This is a genomic window from Clostridium akagii DSM 12554, assembly GCF_000686725.1.
In the GTDB taxonomy this organism is placed as follows: Bacteria; Bacillota; Clostridia; order Clostridiales; family Clostridiaceae; genus Clostridium_I; species Clostridium_I akagii.
Map to the genome: position 1 here is coordinate 1 of NZ_JMLK01000014.1, position 15,817 is coordinate 15,817.

Sequence of the window (15,817 nt, forward strand, 5' to 3'; positions counted from 1 at the left end):
CAAACACATGTAGAAAATATTGGTTGGCAAACACCTGTTTCTGATAATGCAGAAGCTGGTACAGATGGTAAGTCTTTAAGAGTTGAAGCAATAAAAATAGCTTTAGAAAACCTCCCCGGTTATTCTGTCCAGTATAGATCTCAAGTAGAAAACATTGGATGGCAACCATGGGTCAGTGATGGACAAGAAGCTGGTACAGATGGTAAAGCTCTTAGAGTTGAAGCCATTGAAGTTAGAATAGTAAAAACAGCAGATGGTAGTACCCCAACACCAGTACCATTTATAAATAACATAACAAACGTAGCATCAGTAGCATTAAATAAACCCACAGATACTTTAACAGTAGGAAGCACCGATACATTAACAGCAACAGTATCTCCAAGTAATGCAACAAACAAGGCAGTAACTTGGACAACTTCAGATTCTAAAGTAGTATCAGTAGATACTACTGGGAAAATAACTGCTGTTAGTGCAGGAGCAGCAACAATCACAGCAACTACAGCTGATGGAAATAAGACCGGTACTTGTACAGTAACTGTAAATAATATTGTAGTAGTACCAGTAACATCGGTAGTATTAAATAAAACAACAGATGCATTAATAATAGGAAACTCAGATTTATTAGTTGCAACTGTAGTTCCAAGTAATGCAACTAATCAAGCTGTAGCTTGGTCATCTTCTAATCCTGCAGTGGCAGAAGTAGATGCTACTGGAAAAGTAACAGCAGTGAGTGCAGGCACATCTAATATCACTGCAACTACAGTAGATGGAGCAAAAACATCCACTTGTGCTATTACCGTTGTAAATCCTAGCATTGTCTCAATAGATGATATTACCACTAATTTAGTACAAAATGATACTTATACTTTGCCTCAAACCGTAGTTGCTAATATGGATAACGGCAAAACCAGCACGGTTAATGTTTCATGGCAACCAAGTGTTGCAGATACAAGCAAAATAGGAACCTTTACATTTCAGGGTCTGGTAGATGGATATTCTAAGAATGTTAAGTTAACTTTAAATATACAAGAATATGTGCCAAATCTTAGTATATCTAGTTATTCAGCTCTTACTATAAATGGCATTTGTAAATCACTATCATTAAACTTAGAAAATGATGGCAGCAAACCTGTTACAATAAACAAGATAGAAGTATACCAGAATGGTATTCTTGTAACCACATATACTAGTTCTGATTTAACTGCTGCTGGCATTTCAACCACCGTAGAGTCTAAACAAAATTGGCAATCAGGTATTGATTATGCCTTAGGTATAACACTTAATAATAGTTATGTTATGTATTACACTGAAAGCAATGGAAGTCCATATCAATACAAAAGTGTTATAAATTAGACTCCTCTTCTAATCTGCTAAAGTCAAAGGTAAAGACCATAGATTTGATCCGCTCAAATCTATGGTCTTTATTTTTTTAACTTTACCCTTTAGCATTAGAAGCTACTTCTTCAATTGCTTCTTCAAGAATATCCACTCCATAAGCAAGCTGATCCTTGGTGATAACAAGGGGTGGTAAAAATCTTACTACATTACCAAATAATCCAGCATTAAGAAATATCACTCCATGCTTAAAGCAATAATCAGTAATTTTTTTAACTAGTTCCGGATATGGCTCTTTTGTCTCTCTGTCCTTAACAAACTCAACACCAATCATAGCTCCAAGTCCACGTACGTCACCTATTACATCATACTTTTCTTTGAACTCATTTAATCTTCCTGTTATATAATCACCAACTTTATTTGCAGTGCTACATAAATCTTCTTTTTCGATTTTTTCTATTACTTTAAGTGCTGCTACGCAACCTAGAGGACTTCCACCATAAGTTCCACCAATACCACCTACACAAGCAGCATCCATTATTTCTGCTTTACCTACTACTGCACTTAGAGGAATACCATTAGCGATAGATTTTGACATTGTTATTATGTCTGCTTCCACATCAAAATGTTCATGTGCAAACATCTTTCCAGTTCTTGCAAAGCCTGCTTGTACTTCATCAACAATAAATATAATGTCATTTTCAGTGCATATATCTCTAAGCATCTTGAAATATTCTTTTGGAGGTACAACAAAACCACCTTCGCCCTGTACTGGTTCTGCTATAAGACAGGCAATCATATCTTTAGAAATAACGGTTTTAAGCATAATCTTAAGTTTTTCACCACAAGCAATATTACATTCAGGATATGTGCATCCAACTGGGCATCTGTAACAATACGCTACATCAGTTTTATAAGTTTCTGTAGCAAATGGTCCAAACCCATTTTTATAAGGCTTGTATTTACTTGTTATAGACATAGTCATATTCGTTCTTCCATGAAAAGATCCTTGAAGTGAAATCACACCGTCTTTTTTAGTGTAAGCTCTTGCTATTTTTATAGCATTTTCCACAGCTTCAGCTCCACTGTTAGCAAACATTGCTTTTTTAGGTGAATTCCCTGGTGCAATAGTTGAAAGTTTTTCTGCCAGTTCCACATAGGATTCATACATATTTACATGAAAACTTGGGTGGATAAATTTATCAAGTTGCGCTTTTACAGCTTCCACAACACCATCATCAGTGTGCCCAATATTTTGAACGCCAATGGCCCCTGCAAAATCCACAAATACATTTCCATCAATATCTTTAATAAGTGCTCCTTTAGCTTCCTCAACAAATATTGGTGAAGAAGTGCTAACCCCTTTAGCTACATATTTATTTCTCTTTTCTGTAAGATTCAAAGATTTTGGTCCAGGTATTGCTGTTACAATTTTTGCATTTGATTCTTCTATCATTTTTAACCCCTCCGATATAATTATTAATTATCTAACCTAAATTTTCATTTACAGAATCTTCTTCTGCTTCTTTTCCAGTTCTAAATATATTAATGAGAACAAATCCTATTGCAATCCAGCCTAATACTATATACGGAAATATGTTATTTGGAAATTCAGGAATAGGATATATGTTTGAAATTAGTACATATAGTAATGCTACAATTGATAATACTGGTATTATTAAATGTACAGCATTCCAAACTTTAATTTTAGTGAAATACACCATACCACCAATGCATGTAAATATATATGAAACAAGTATTGCTAATGCCCCTATAGTGCCATAATAACCAAAGACCTCAATACCATTTTTTCCATATAATGCTGCTTGTATTATGGCAGAAATAGCTACTACAAATATAAGTGAGATATATGGTGTTTTATACTTAGAATGAACATTTGACATAATCCTTGGCATAATCCCATCCTTACTCATTGCAAATAACATTCTTGCACCAGCACAGGCTGATCCAAGGGCACAGGAGAAGAAGGACAATGAAGCTGAAAGTAACAAGAGTGTACCAAAACCCTTAGACATATATTTATCTGCTAGATCTGTAAGTGGAAGCGCTGACGTTGAAACAGCTTTAAGTCCCGCTGCATCTAAGCCAAAACCTACAACCTGAGCATAACTACATAGTAGGTAAAACAAACCAGTTACAAATACCGCACTTCCTATTGCTATGGGAATATACTTTTTAGGATTTTTTGTTTCTTCTCCCAAACTTGAAGCACTTTCAAAACCAATAAAGGATAAAAATGCAAAAACTGAAGTACTTGCCAGTGCCGAAGGTTTAACTCCATTTGTCTTAAATGGTTTAAGACTTAAACCCGTAGTAGTTGCTACTTTAAATATAATTACTATTGACAATATAAGTATAAGGAAGATTGATACTCCTTCCATAGCAAGCATTAAAGATGTACTTACTTTAGCATCAGTAGTTCCAACTAATATCATGACTATGGAAAATATTAGTGAAAGAGGAAGCCAAGCAACATGAATTCCAAAAGCTCCTAGGAACTGAGAGAAAAATGCGCCAAAGCCTGCACAAGTACCTGCTCCAAGAGTTATATATGCAAGTAAAAGTGCCCATCCCGAAGTGAATCCCATCTTTTCACCTAATGCAACTTTAGTGAAAGAATAAAGTGACCCTGCTGAAGAAATATAATGATTAAATTTAATAACTGTATATGCCACAAGTCCAACCACTATTGTTGCTACCAAAAATATAAGCGGTGAAGAATATCCAGCAGTTTCTGACATTAATGATATGTTTAGTGCCATAGCAGCTGTTGGCGCTATAATAGCTACGGATAATGCAATTGTTTCAAACATGTTTAAGTTATCTTTTTTCAAACCTGAATTTTTCATATAAGACCCCCTGATTTTATCGAATTTTAATATTTTTTTATGCAAATACTTGTTTTTTTATTATGCACCTATTTAATTAATATATTAATATTGTTTAAGCTTTGTTATTATTAATTGAATAATTATGTTATATATAATTTAACACATTATCAATTGTATTCATATATATTTTTCATACAATAATCAATTTATCTATTTGTCCAAAAAGCACAAGTAGCTTATTAAATTGATTTATTATAATAATTTTCGGTTCATAATAACTAAAAAAAGCCACCTCAAAATGATAAACTCATTTTGAAATAGCTTTTTTCTATAATTATAATAATCATAATAAAAATATAATATTGTTAATTTTATGAAAGAAATTTTCCTATTTTAAAGGCAATACTAAAGTTTAATATTTGCTCTAAGTTTTTAAGATTACAACTTAGAATAGCCTCTATTCTTTTTATTCTATACTTTAAAGTGTTTTTGTGAATAAAAAGTTCTTCTGATGACCTTATCAAATTACAGTCCTCATTAATATAAACTTCGAGGGTATTAACTAAATCCGTAGAATTCTTTTTGTCATACTTTATTAATCTTCCTAAAATTTCTTCATAGAGAGATTTCATTTCATCCACTTTTTCAAGCTCAAACAGTAGCCTGTATATCCCTATATCACTATACTTACATATTTTATTTTTACTTCCATTAATCTTTAAAATCTTCAAAGCCTTTTGCGCCTTATAAACACTCTTTTTAAAATCATTAAGTTCTTTCCAATAGCTCCCTATACCAATGCTAATTTCCAGTTCTTTTAACCTTATGTGAACTTCTTTAATTATATCTTCAATAATTAAATCCACATTATTTTTTTTATCCTTTTCCTGCACAGGTAGCATAATTATAATAGAATTGCTCTGAGTTATATGGATTGTATTTTTATTATACCTACTCATTATCTTTATTATTATCTGCTCCACCTGCTGCTTAATTCTAAGTGCTATTTCCTCATCCCAAATACCATTAAGACTTGCAACGCTAGTAAAGTTATCAATATATACCACAAGAGAACAATATTCTTTACCTGGATCATATCCATAAAACATAGCTCTACTTAATATTTCTTCATTATAAGTTAAATCCCCAAAAATTATGTCCCTCATAAAACTATCCATAGAATCTTTTTCAATTTTGCTTGTAAAAATTGCTTTACATATATTTTGACTAAAGTCTATTAGTTTAACCTCAAAAGGCAATTCAAATATGGGAAAGCCCAAAGAGTCCGAAAGTTCTTTGGCCTCTTTAGGGGTTTCCTGAATATATGGTCCCACATTAATAACAAGCCCAGCTACATTCTTATTGTTCAATTTTGTTATAAGGTCTAAAAGTGCTTCCACATTTTTGCCTAAAAGTATCCCAGTGATTAAAATGAGTTCTCCACCCTTTAACCAATCTATATAACCTGGATTTTCCATGAAATGTACCCATTTGATAATTCTATCGCTTCCACCTTTTCCTGATACAAACTTTAGATTTTCCATGGATGGTAGATTTTTAATATTTCCACAGTTTATAATTATCATCTTGCATCTTTAATGCTTTTTAGAGCATCATCTAATGCAATACAAACAATGTCACATTGTTTTTCTTCAATAGTTAATGGTGGCTCAATTCTTATAGTCTGAGCATTAATTAAAGTACCAGCAACAAGAACTCCCTTGTTAAACAATTCTTTAGATGCGGCGTAACCAATGTTATTATCTGTAAATTCAAGACCAATCATAAGTCCCATTCCACGTACTTCCTTAACAAGACTTGGATACTTAGAAATCACCTTTTTAATATTACCAATAAAATAATCACCTACTCTTGCTGCTCTTTCAGGAATCTTATCTTCAATCAGAGTATTTATTGTAGCAATTGCCGCTGCACATGATAGAGGATTTCCTCCAAATGTGGTGGTGTGTATAAAAGGATTGGGAAAGAAATCTTGAAAAACTTCTTCTGTTGCAATAACTGCCCCTACAGGCATTATTCCACCTCCTAATGCTTTTGCTAGACACATAATATCTGGTTTAACATCATAATAATCAACATTGAACATCTTACCTGTACGTCCCATACCAGTCTGTACTTCATCTACAATCATTATAATATCAAACTCATCGCATAATTCTCTCACTTGTGCTAGGTAATTCTTAGGTGGTATAATAACGCCCCCCTCACCCTGTATAGGTTCAAGCAAAATGGCTGCTATATCTTCTCCAACCATTTTTGATGCTTCTACTGTCTTACGCAGCATATCTATATCTCCATATAAAACATGTTTGAAACCTGAAACTAAAGGCATAAATGGTTTTCTGAAAAGTCCCTTTGAAGTGGCCGATAGCGCTCCAAGACTTTTGCCATGAAAAGCTCCTGTTGCAGCAATGAAATGAAATTTACCTTTCTTTTGTTGATGCAATTTTGCAAGTTTGATTGCTCCCTCCACAGCCTCAGTACCACTGTTACAAAGAAATGAATACTTAAGATCTCCTGGAGTTATTTCTGCTAAAAGTTTAGCCAGAGCTGCTCTTAATGGATCAAGAAGTTCTTGACTGTGAAGTGCTTGATGCTTAAGCTGATCTGTTACTGCTTTGAGTACCTTTGGATTTCTATGTCCGACATTATATATACCATAACCACCTAAACAATCGATATATTCTTTACCATTAACATCTACAAAACTATTGAGCCCTGAATCTTTCCATTCCACTGCGGCAAACTCTCCATTAGATGTTACAGACTTTCTGTATTCGAGAAATCCAGGATTAACATAATCTCTAAAATTATTTACTGTTTCCGTGCTTATCCATTCAACATCATCTTTGGATAAATCTTCTTTAGCTATAAAATTCAAAACCTCTTTACTATACTTTAAAACCTCTCGATAATCCTTCACCTCCTTATTGATACTTACTAAGTTTTCGTCGATTTTCAAACTACTGCTCGTGCTCCTCATTCTACCACACTCCTTATATTTTTTTGGACTTTTTAAGTTGTATTAATTCAGATATTATAGCAATGCTAAGTGTTACTGCTAACATAATTGTTGAAAGTGCATTAATTTCCGGTGTTACTCCTGTCCTCACCATAGAATAAATCCTAAGTGGTAAAGTTTCAAATCCGGCTCCTGACACGAAAAAGCTTATAATTACGTCATCTAATGACAATGTAAATGCCATTAATGCACCAGCAATTATGCCTGGCAGTATAATTGGCAGTGTTACCTTAGTAAAAGTTTGGAGACCATTTGCTCCAAGATCCATAGCAGCTTCCTCCAAGGATTTATCAAAACTTTTCATCCTTGCCCTTACCACTATTACTACATAAGAAATACTAAATGTTACATGGGCAAGTATTAGTGTAAATAAACCAAGAGTAATCTTTGTTTGGGTAAAAAAAACTAATAGAGAGATACCCATAACAATTTCAGGTATTATAATAGGAACATATAACAACCCATCCAAGGCTGTTTTACCTTTAAATTTGTACTTATACATTCCAACTGCTGCAAGTGTTCCTATAAAAGTGGAGATTACCGTGCTAAAAAAAGCAATTGTCAAACTATTTTGAAGTGCTTGCAAAACATCCCCATCATTTGCAAGTACTGAATACCAATTTAATGTGAAACCGGTCCAAACTGCATTTAGCTTGGATTTATTAAAAGAATACACAACAAGAATTATTATTGGTGCATATAAAATAAAATATATCAAAAATGAATATGTTCCTAAAATACCTTTAGTAAGTTTTCTTTTTTTCATCTTATAGCACCTCTATCTCTTGGCCATTACTATGCTTAAAGTAAATAACTATAAATATTACTGTTATTGCAATTAAAAGTATGGACATAGCTGAACCAAATGGCCAGTTTCTTGCTGTTAAAAATTCATTTTGTATAAGATTACCTATAAGCATAGTCTTACTTCCACCAAGTAAATCAGAAATATAAAACAAGCCTAGGGTTGGTATAAATACAAGTATAATTCCGGCAGATATTCCTGGCATGGTAAGTGGCAGTGTCACTCTTAAAAAAGTTTGAACTGGTGATGCTCCTAGATCACTTGCTGCCTCTAAATAAGTCTTATCTAAAGCTTCAATAGATGAATAAAGTGATAAAACCATGAATGGAAACAATGCATAGGTAAGTCCTAAAATTACAGCTCCATTTGTATATAATAGTTGAAGTGGCTGGTGAATGATACCAATTTGCATTAGATATGAATTTAATACCCCTGTAGTTCTAAGAATTACAATCCAGGCATAGGTTCTTACTAAGGAATTTGTCCAGAATGGAATCATTATTAGCATAAACAAAATCACCTTATATTTTGCAGAAACATTTGCCACAAAATATGCAAAGGGATATCCAAGGATAAGACAAAAGAAAGTAGTTAAAAATGCAATTCCAAGTGAATCTAGCAATATTTTTAAGTAAATAGGTTGTGCTAGCATTTTATAATTGTCCAGAGTGAACTTATATTCAACCTGTCCATAAGTCCCCCTGGTCATAAACCCCATACCAGCAACTATTAATAATGGCACTGCAACTAAAATTATCATCCAAAGCATAACTGGAGATATGGTTACGATATGTCCGTATTGCCTTTTCTTTTTATATTTTCCTTTGGAAGTATCCATTATATTATCACCACCCCATCTTGCTGATCCCAATACACATATAAATCATCAATATCTTCATTTATGCCTAAAGTATCCACTGCTGGTTCATTGATTACTACTTCTCTTCCATTACTTAGTAATACCACCGTTTTATTTATGGAGCCAACAAATATTCGCTCCTTAAACTTTCCCTTAAGGGTATTCCTATTAGCCACCTTTTCATAGCTCACTTTCATTCTCTCAGGTCTTACTGCAAAAACAACAACTTCTCCTATCTTTATTTCATCAATTTTTTCCTTGTCATCTACAACATTTATCACTTGCCCATCTTCAATTTCTGTAATAGCTTTTGATCCTTCCTTCTCTTTTAATCTTCCTTCAAATATATTGGTTTCACCTATAAAATCCGCAACAAATTTAGTTCTTGGTCTTTCATAGATTTCATCTGGAACCCCTATTTGTTCAATTCTACCTTTATTCATAACTGCGATTCTATCTGACATTGTAAGAGCCTCTTCTTGATCATGAGTAACATAAATAAATGTAATACCAAGCTTTCTCTGCAGATGTTTAAGTTCAAACTGCATCTGCTTTCTTAGTTTTAAATCTAAAGCTCCAAGAGGCTCATCAAGAAGTAATACCTTAGGACTATTTACTATTGCTCTTGCTATGGCTATTCTCTGTTTTTGCCCACCACTTAGTTGTGATGGGAATCTATCTTCATAACCCTCAAGTTGCACAAGACTTAATGCCCTAGTTACCTTTTCCTGTATTTCTTTTTTATTCATCTTTTTAATTTTTAAACCAAAAGCTATATTATTAAAAATATTCATATGTGGAAACAGCGCATAATTCTGAAAAACTGTATTAACATCTCTTTCATGGGGGCTTTTACTAGATACATCCACCCCATCAAGAAGTATTTCTCCTGAAGTAGGTTCCTCAAAACCTGCTATCATCCTAAGAGTTGTAGTCTTTCCACACCCGCTTGGTCCAAGGAGCGTCAAAAATTCACCTTTTCTAACCTTTGCACTAATATGATCCACAGCAGACTGGTCTTTAAAAGATTTTACTATATCTACAAGTTCAACCATAGACTCCATTGTCGACACCTTCCTTCAATTATTGTTTAAATTTAGTCCAAATATCATCGTAAAGTTTTGAAGCGTCTCCAACGTCTTTTAAATGCTCACCAATTTTTTGATCTTCTTCTGTAGGATAAACCGTTGTATTTCCTAATGTGGCTTGATTTATAAGCTTTTGTGCTGCTACATTTGGATTTGCATATGGATAAGCCTTTGATATCTCAGCACTAACCTTTGGATCCAAAATGAAATTAATAAACAACTGTGCATTCTTCTTATCTTTAGCGTCTTTTGGAATAACAAAATTATCTTGCCATAAATACATGCCCTCTTTTGGGAAAAAAGTTTTTAAATCTTTATTCTGCTGCTCTGCTAAATATGCCTCAGCTCCCCATACATAACCAATGGAAGCTTCGCCATTTATAAGGGAAGTCTTTGGACTATCACTATCAAAGATTTTAATATTTGGTCTTAGTTTTGTAAGCTCATCCTGTGCCTTATTAAGTTTAGCAGGATCTTTTTCATTCATGGAATAACCAAGTTTTTTAAGTGCAATACCAATCAAAGCTCTTTCGTCATTTAGTGCAACAATGGAATTTTTGTATTTACTATCCCAAATGTCGTTATAACTTGTTATATTTGCATCAGGGAATTTTTTAGTATTAACTACGATTACTGCATCTCCCCAAAGATATGGCACAGTATATTTATTACCTGGATCAAAACTAAGGTTTTTAAATTGACTACCTATATTTTTAATATTAGGAATACTACTCATATCTAATGTTTCAAGAAGATTTTGTTTTTTCATAATGTCTACCATATAATCGCTGGCTACAGCTATATCATATTGACCTCCGCCTGCCTGAATTTTAGCAAGCATTTCTTCATTTGAAGAATAAGTAGTGTAATTAACCTTTATGTCATACTTTTTTTCAAATTCTGAAATAACTGTCTTTGGAAGATACTCCGTCCAATTAAACAAATTTAATGTTCCCCCAGTATTTGAAGATGTTGTACTTGAAGATCCGCACCCTGCAAGTATGCTTCCTGTAACTACTAATGATAAAGCCACTGTTAATATTGTTCTTATTTTTTTCACTTTATTCCCCCCATTACTTTTATCTTATACATGTACGCCTAAAACTTAATAAGTTTAACTTGTCACTTGCCACCTAGCACTTGCCTGTCGTGCATCTTTATTTTGCGAACCATCCTGTGGGTTTCACATCAAGATTAATATTAATCTGCTTAACCTCTGTGTATTCTTCGTATCCATAGGTGCCCAGTTCTCTTCCAATACCACTTTGTTTGTATCCGCCCCAAGGTGCCTCATTATAAGTGGGGTGATAAGTATTTATCCAAGTTATTCCTGCTCTTAGTTTTCTAATAACTCTATGTGCCTTAGCTATATCATTAGAAAATACTCCTGCTGCAAGTCCATAACAACTGTCATTAGCAAGTTTAATTGCTTCCTTTTCATCCTTAAACTTTTGTACTACTAGAACTGGTCCAAATATCTCCTCTTGAACTATTCTCATGTCAGGCAAAGTATCAACAAAAATTGTTGGTTCTACAAAATATCCCTTACCAAAAGTTCCTTCTGTTATTCTGTTACCTCCGCAAACAAGTTTTGCTCCTTCTTTTTTGCCAATTTCAATATAGCTTAAAACCTTATTCATATGATTTTGTGAAATTAAAGGTCCCATTTCAGTAGATTCATCAAATCCACTTCCAACTTTAATCTTCTTTGCCCTTTCAACCAGTCTTTCAATAAATTTATCATATATACTTTCCTGCAAAAGTAATCTAGAACCCGCTGAACAAACTTGACCCTGATTACAAAATATAGCAAATAGTGCGTAGTCAACGGCAGTTTCAAAATCAGCATCTTCAAAAACTATATTAGGTGACTTTCCACCAAGTTCTAAAGATATCTTCTTTATATTAGATGTAGCTGCTTTCATAATTGACCTGCCTGTGGAAGTTCCACCAGTAAAAGCTATTTTTTCTACGTCCCTATTTCTTGCAAGTTCATCACCAACATTTGGTCCATCTCCAAGTACAAGATTTATAACTCCTTTAGGAAACCCTATTTCGTCAATAATTTCAAATAATTTAATAGCGGTTAGCGGTGTGATTTCTGATGGTTTAAACACAACAGTATTCCCTGCAGCTATAGCAGGTGCTATTTTCCAAATTGCCATAAGAAGTGGATAATTCCATGGAACTATCATTCCGCAAACTCCAATTGGTTCACGTACAACCAAGGACTGCATATCATCTGGAACATCGTAAGTAACTCCATGAGGTTTTGTAGTAAAACCTGCGTAATATCTTAAACATGCACAAGCATCAGAAACATCAACAGAAGATTCTCTTATAGGTTTACCATTGTTAGTTGTCTCTAATTTATAAAACTCTTCTGCTCTACTCTCTAAGACATCTGCAAGTTTAAATAACAATCTAGCTCTTTCCACAGCCGAAGTGTCCATCCATCCATTTTCATAAAAAGCAGCTTTTGCCCCAGCCACTGCATTAATTACGTCGGCTCTTATGCCTTCAGTTACTTCAGCTATTACCTCACCTGTAGCTGGATTTAATATTTCTCTAGTATTTCCTGATTCAGATAGTTTCCATTCACCATTTATATATTGCTTTAATACATCTCCCATAATGTTCCCCCTAAATAAAATTTATTTATATATGCATTAGTGCAAATATTTTTCTTGTTTGATTATTGTTTTCAATTTTATTACAATATGAATTTGAAATAAGTTTTTACTGTGAAATGCAATGTTTTATTGATAATTTATAATGTATATTTTGTTTTTATTAACGATATGTTAAATATATTATATATAATTTATCATATTCATAACATAAAAGGTATATCCAGAAAGGACAATTATAGAACCTTTTATTTGTATAAAATACACATAAAATATAACTTGTATTGTTGCCATATTATTATAATTATCCCATAATGTCAATGATTATTTTGATAATTCGTTTATGATATTGATAATTATTTATTGATTTATCATTTGAAAACAATATCATCAATAATTTATATAAAATATATTTAGTTAACTAGGATAATTAAAATATGGATACAAATAATTTTATAGCAAAATCTATAAATATATTGCATTCAAGAGGAAAAAACACTATAATATAAGTAATAATTATTATTAATTAATAATTATATTGCAGAATACATAAGCTACATTTAATTAATGAGGAGTGATACTATGAAAGCCATAGAAGTAAAAAAAGATTTATATTGGGTAGGTGCTCTTGACCCAGGCCTTAGAATATTCGATATTATAATGTACACACCTTTCGGTACAACTTACAACTCATATGTAATAAAAGGATCAAAAAAAACCGCTGTATTCGAAACCGTTAAAGAAAGATTTTTTGATGAATATTTGGAAAGATTAGAATCCTTAGATATAGACGTAACAAAAATTGATTACATTGTAGTTAACCATACAGAACCAGACCATGCAGGATCTGTGGCAAAACTTCTTGATGTATCAAAAAATGCAAAAGTAGTGGGATCTGCAGTTGCAATAAGATTTCTTAAAGCCATTGCTAACAGAGAGTTTGAGTATATTGAAGTTAAAGACAAAGACTCCATTGACCTTGGCGGCAAAACTTTAGAATTTATAGCTGCTCCATTTCTCCATTGGCCTGACTCAATGTACACTTACATTCCAGAGGATAAAACATTAATCACTTGTGATTCTTTTGGATGTCATTACTCTACGGAATCCATGTTTGATGATAAAATAGAAAATTATAATGACTACTCCTCAGCTTTAAAATATTATTTTGATGGAATTATGGGTCCCTTCAAACCCTTTGTACTTAGAGCTTATGATAAAATAAAAGATTTAGAAATTGACTTAGTCTGCCCAGGTCACGGACCAATTCTTAGAGATGATCCTTGGAAAGTCATAAATCAATATAAAGAATGGAGTACTCCAATTAAAAATGATGATAAAAATGTAGTTATTTGTTATGTATCTGCCTATGGATACACCAAATCCTTGGCTGAAAAGATAAGTGAAGGCATTAAAAACACTGGTGATTACACTGTGGAACTACTAGATGTTATTTATAACAAACAAGAGGATGTTATGGCTAAGATAGATTCATCTGTAGGCGTACTATTTGGTTCACCAACAATAAATAGTGATGCACTAAAGCCAATACTAGACCTCCTAAATATAATGAACCCAATAGTTCATAATGCAAAACCTTCTGGTGCATTTGGTTCTTATGGTTGGAGTGGTGAGGCTGTTCCAAATATAGAAAGGCGTCTAGCAGAGCTTAGACTTGATGTTATGACTCCGGGTCTAAAGGTAAACTTTAAACCATCTGAAGAAGAATTTGTTTCTGCCTATAAATTCGGTGAAAATTTTGGTAAAAAAATAGCTGAACATTTAAGTAATGTGGTTAAACCAAAAAGGAAAAGCGGAACAAAAAAATGGAAATGCCTTGTATGTGGAGTAGTATTTGAAGGTTCTAAACCTCCAGAGACTTGCCCTGTATGTGGTGCTGGAAAAGAACAATTTATAGAAATAACAGAAGAAGAAATAACCTTTGCCTCAGAAAAAGAAGAAAACTTTGTAATAATCGGAAATGGCGCTGCTGGTTTTTATGCTGCTGATGCTATAAGAAAAAGAAATAAAGTAGCTAAGATAACTATTCTTTCCTCTGAAAAATATAGAACCTACTTTAGACCAGAACTTTCTGACTATATAAGTACAAATCTTCCTGATAAAACACTTTATGTAGCCGATGAAAAATGGTACACCGATAACAATATAAATGTTATTTTAGGCGTAACTGTTAAGAAAATAGAACCAACAACCAAAGAATTGATTCTTGAAGATAAATCAATAATAGGTTATGACAAACTAATAATTGCAACTGGAAGTAGAAATTTTCTTCCTCCAATTAAAGGTGTGCATTTAGATGGCGTTTATACTTTAAAATCTATGGAAGATGCAGAAAACATAAAGAAAAAAATCCCTGAAATTAAAAATGCAGTAGTTATTGGGGGTGGTCTTTTAGGCCTCGAAGCTGCCTGGGAGATGAAAAAAGCTGGAGTTAATGTTACTGTAATTGAATTTTTGCCAAGACTTCTACCAAGACAACTAGATGAAGTTGGTGGAAAAACTTTTGCTTCTTTAGCTGAAAAATCAGGTATAAATATAATTCTTGGAGATTCTGCAGATAAAATTATTGGAACTAGCAAAGTAGAAGGTGTAGCCTTTAAAATTGGAAAGCCAATACCAGCTGACTTAGTTTTATTCTCTGTAGGAATTCGCTCAAACAAAGAGCTTGCTGAAGCTTCTGGAATAGAGGTTCATAATGGAATACTTGTAAACAACAAAATGCAGACAAGTGAAAAAGATATTTTTGCTGCTGGTGATGCAGCTGAATATGATCATATTGTGTTTGGAAACTGGACTGCTGCTGTTGAAATGGCGAAAATCGCAGGTGCTAGTGCTGCTGGTGATGATGTTCATTTTGAAGGCTTCGTATCCTCTGTTATGTTTAATGCATTAAATACTTCCGTGCTATCCCTTGGTGAAATATCACCTGAATGCGGGAAAAAACTTGAGATAGCCGATGAAAGCACAAAAACCTTAAAAACCCTATTCTTTAAAAATGATATTTTAAAGGGTGGCTATCTTATAGGTGATACATCAAGTGGTGGGAAACTTATACTTGCTATGCAGGAAGGTAAGACTTTGAATGAGTCACTTGCAGAGGGAATTATAATATAGCTCCCAGGACAGATAAATAAAAACAAAATCAACAAATATAAATTAGTATAGGGCTTGTTCCTATACTAAT

At 33.2% G+C, this 15,817-nt stretch carries 9 protein-coding genes and 3 pseudogenes; 3 read left to right on the plus strand and 9 right to left on the minus strand.

Translation table 11 applies throughout. The features are described 5' to 3' along the window. Both BR66_RS26905 and BR66_RS26910 read left to right on the plus strand, forming a co-directional pair. Positions 1 to 540, plus strand: a pseudogene (locus BR66_RS26905) (Ig-like domain-containing protein); the annotation flags it as partial. Between the two features lie 30 nt (positions 541 to 570). Then, positions 571 to 1,353, plus strand: a pseudogene (locus tag BR66_RS26910) (Ig-like domain-containing protein); the annotation flags it as partial. Positions 1,354 to 1,435: 82 nt separating this feature from the next. Here BR66_RS26910 and gabT read toward each other — a convergent pair. The 9 genes and pseudogenes from gabT to BR66_RS0108375 form a co-directional block, all read right to left on the minus strand. Continuing rightward, complete coding sequence (gene gabT, locus BR66_RS0108335; protein ID WP_026882511.1) at positions 1,436 to 2,791, minus strand: 4-aminobutyrate--2-oxoglutarate transaminase; 1,356 nt, start codon at positions 2,789 to 2,791, stop codon at positions 1,436 to 1,438. Positions 2,792 to 2,822: 31 nt separating this feature from the next. Then, complete coding sequence (locus BR66_RS0108340) at positions 2,823 to 4,205, minus strand: APC family permease (RefSeq protein WP_026882512.1); 1,383 nt, start codon at positions 4,203 to 4,205, stop codon at positions 2,823 to 2,825. 353 nt (positions 4,206 to 4,558) lie between these two features. Continuing rightward, on the minus strand, positions 4,559 to 5,773 hold the full coding sequence (locus tag BR66_RS0108345; RefSeq protein WP_051624149.1) for a PucR family transcriptional regulator: 1,215 nt from the start codon (positions 5,771 to 5,773) through the stop codon (positions 4,559 to 4,561). After that, entirely contained in the window at positions 5,770 to 7,191 is a 1,422-nt protein-coding gene (locus tag BR66_RS0108350) for a putrescine aminotransferase (protein WP_084156415.1), read from the minus strand. The genes BR66_RS0108345 and BR66_RS0108350 overlap by 4 nt, the downstream gene beginning before the upstream one ends. 16 nt (positions 7,192 to 7,207) lie before the next feature. Then, positions 7,208 to 7,996, minus strand: a pseudogene (locus BR66_RS0108355) (ABC transporter permease); the annotation flags it as partial. 1 nt (position 7,997) lies between these two features. Next, positions 7,998 to 8,873 (minus strand): ABC transporter permease, encoded by an 876-nt coding sequence (locus BR66_RS0108360; RefSeq protein ID WP_051624150.1) that lies wholly within the window; start codon positions 8,871 to 8,873, stop codon positions 7,998 to 8,000. Then, on the minus strand, positions 8,873 to 9,958 hold the full coding sequence (locus tag BR66_RS0108365; protein ID WP_026882517.1) for an ABC transporter ATP-binding protein: 1,086 nt from the start codon (positions 9,956 to 9,958) through the stop codon (positions 8,873 to 8,875). Before BR66_RS0108365 ends, BR66_RS0108360 begins: the two co-directional genes overlap by 1 nt. Positions 9,959 to 9,977: 19 nt before the next feature. After that, a complete protein-coding gene (locus BR66_RS23440; RefSeq protein WP_051624151.1) occupies positions 9,978 to 11,042 on the minus strand; it encodes a polyamine ABC transporter substrate-binding protein in 1,065 nt (354 codons plus the stop codon). Between the two features lie 97 nt (positions 11,043 to 11,139). Continuing rightward, positions 11,140 to 12,615, minus strand: coding sequence for an aldehyde dehydrogenase family protein (locus BR66_RS0108375; RefSeq protein WP_035795822.1), 1,476 nt, complete (start codon positions 12,613 to 12,615; stop codon positions 11,140 to 11,142). 579 nt (positions 12,616 to 13,194) lie between these two features. Here BR66_RS0108375 and BR66_RS0108380 point away from each other — a divergent pair. After that, a complete protein-coding gene (locus BR66_RS0108380) occupies positions 13,195 to 15,747 on the plus strand; it encodes an FprA family A-type flavoprotein (RefSeq protein WP_026882519.1) in 2,553 nt (850 codons plus the stop codon). Positions 15,748 to 15,817 lie beyond the last annotated feature (70 nt).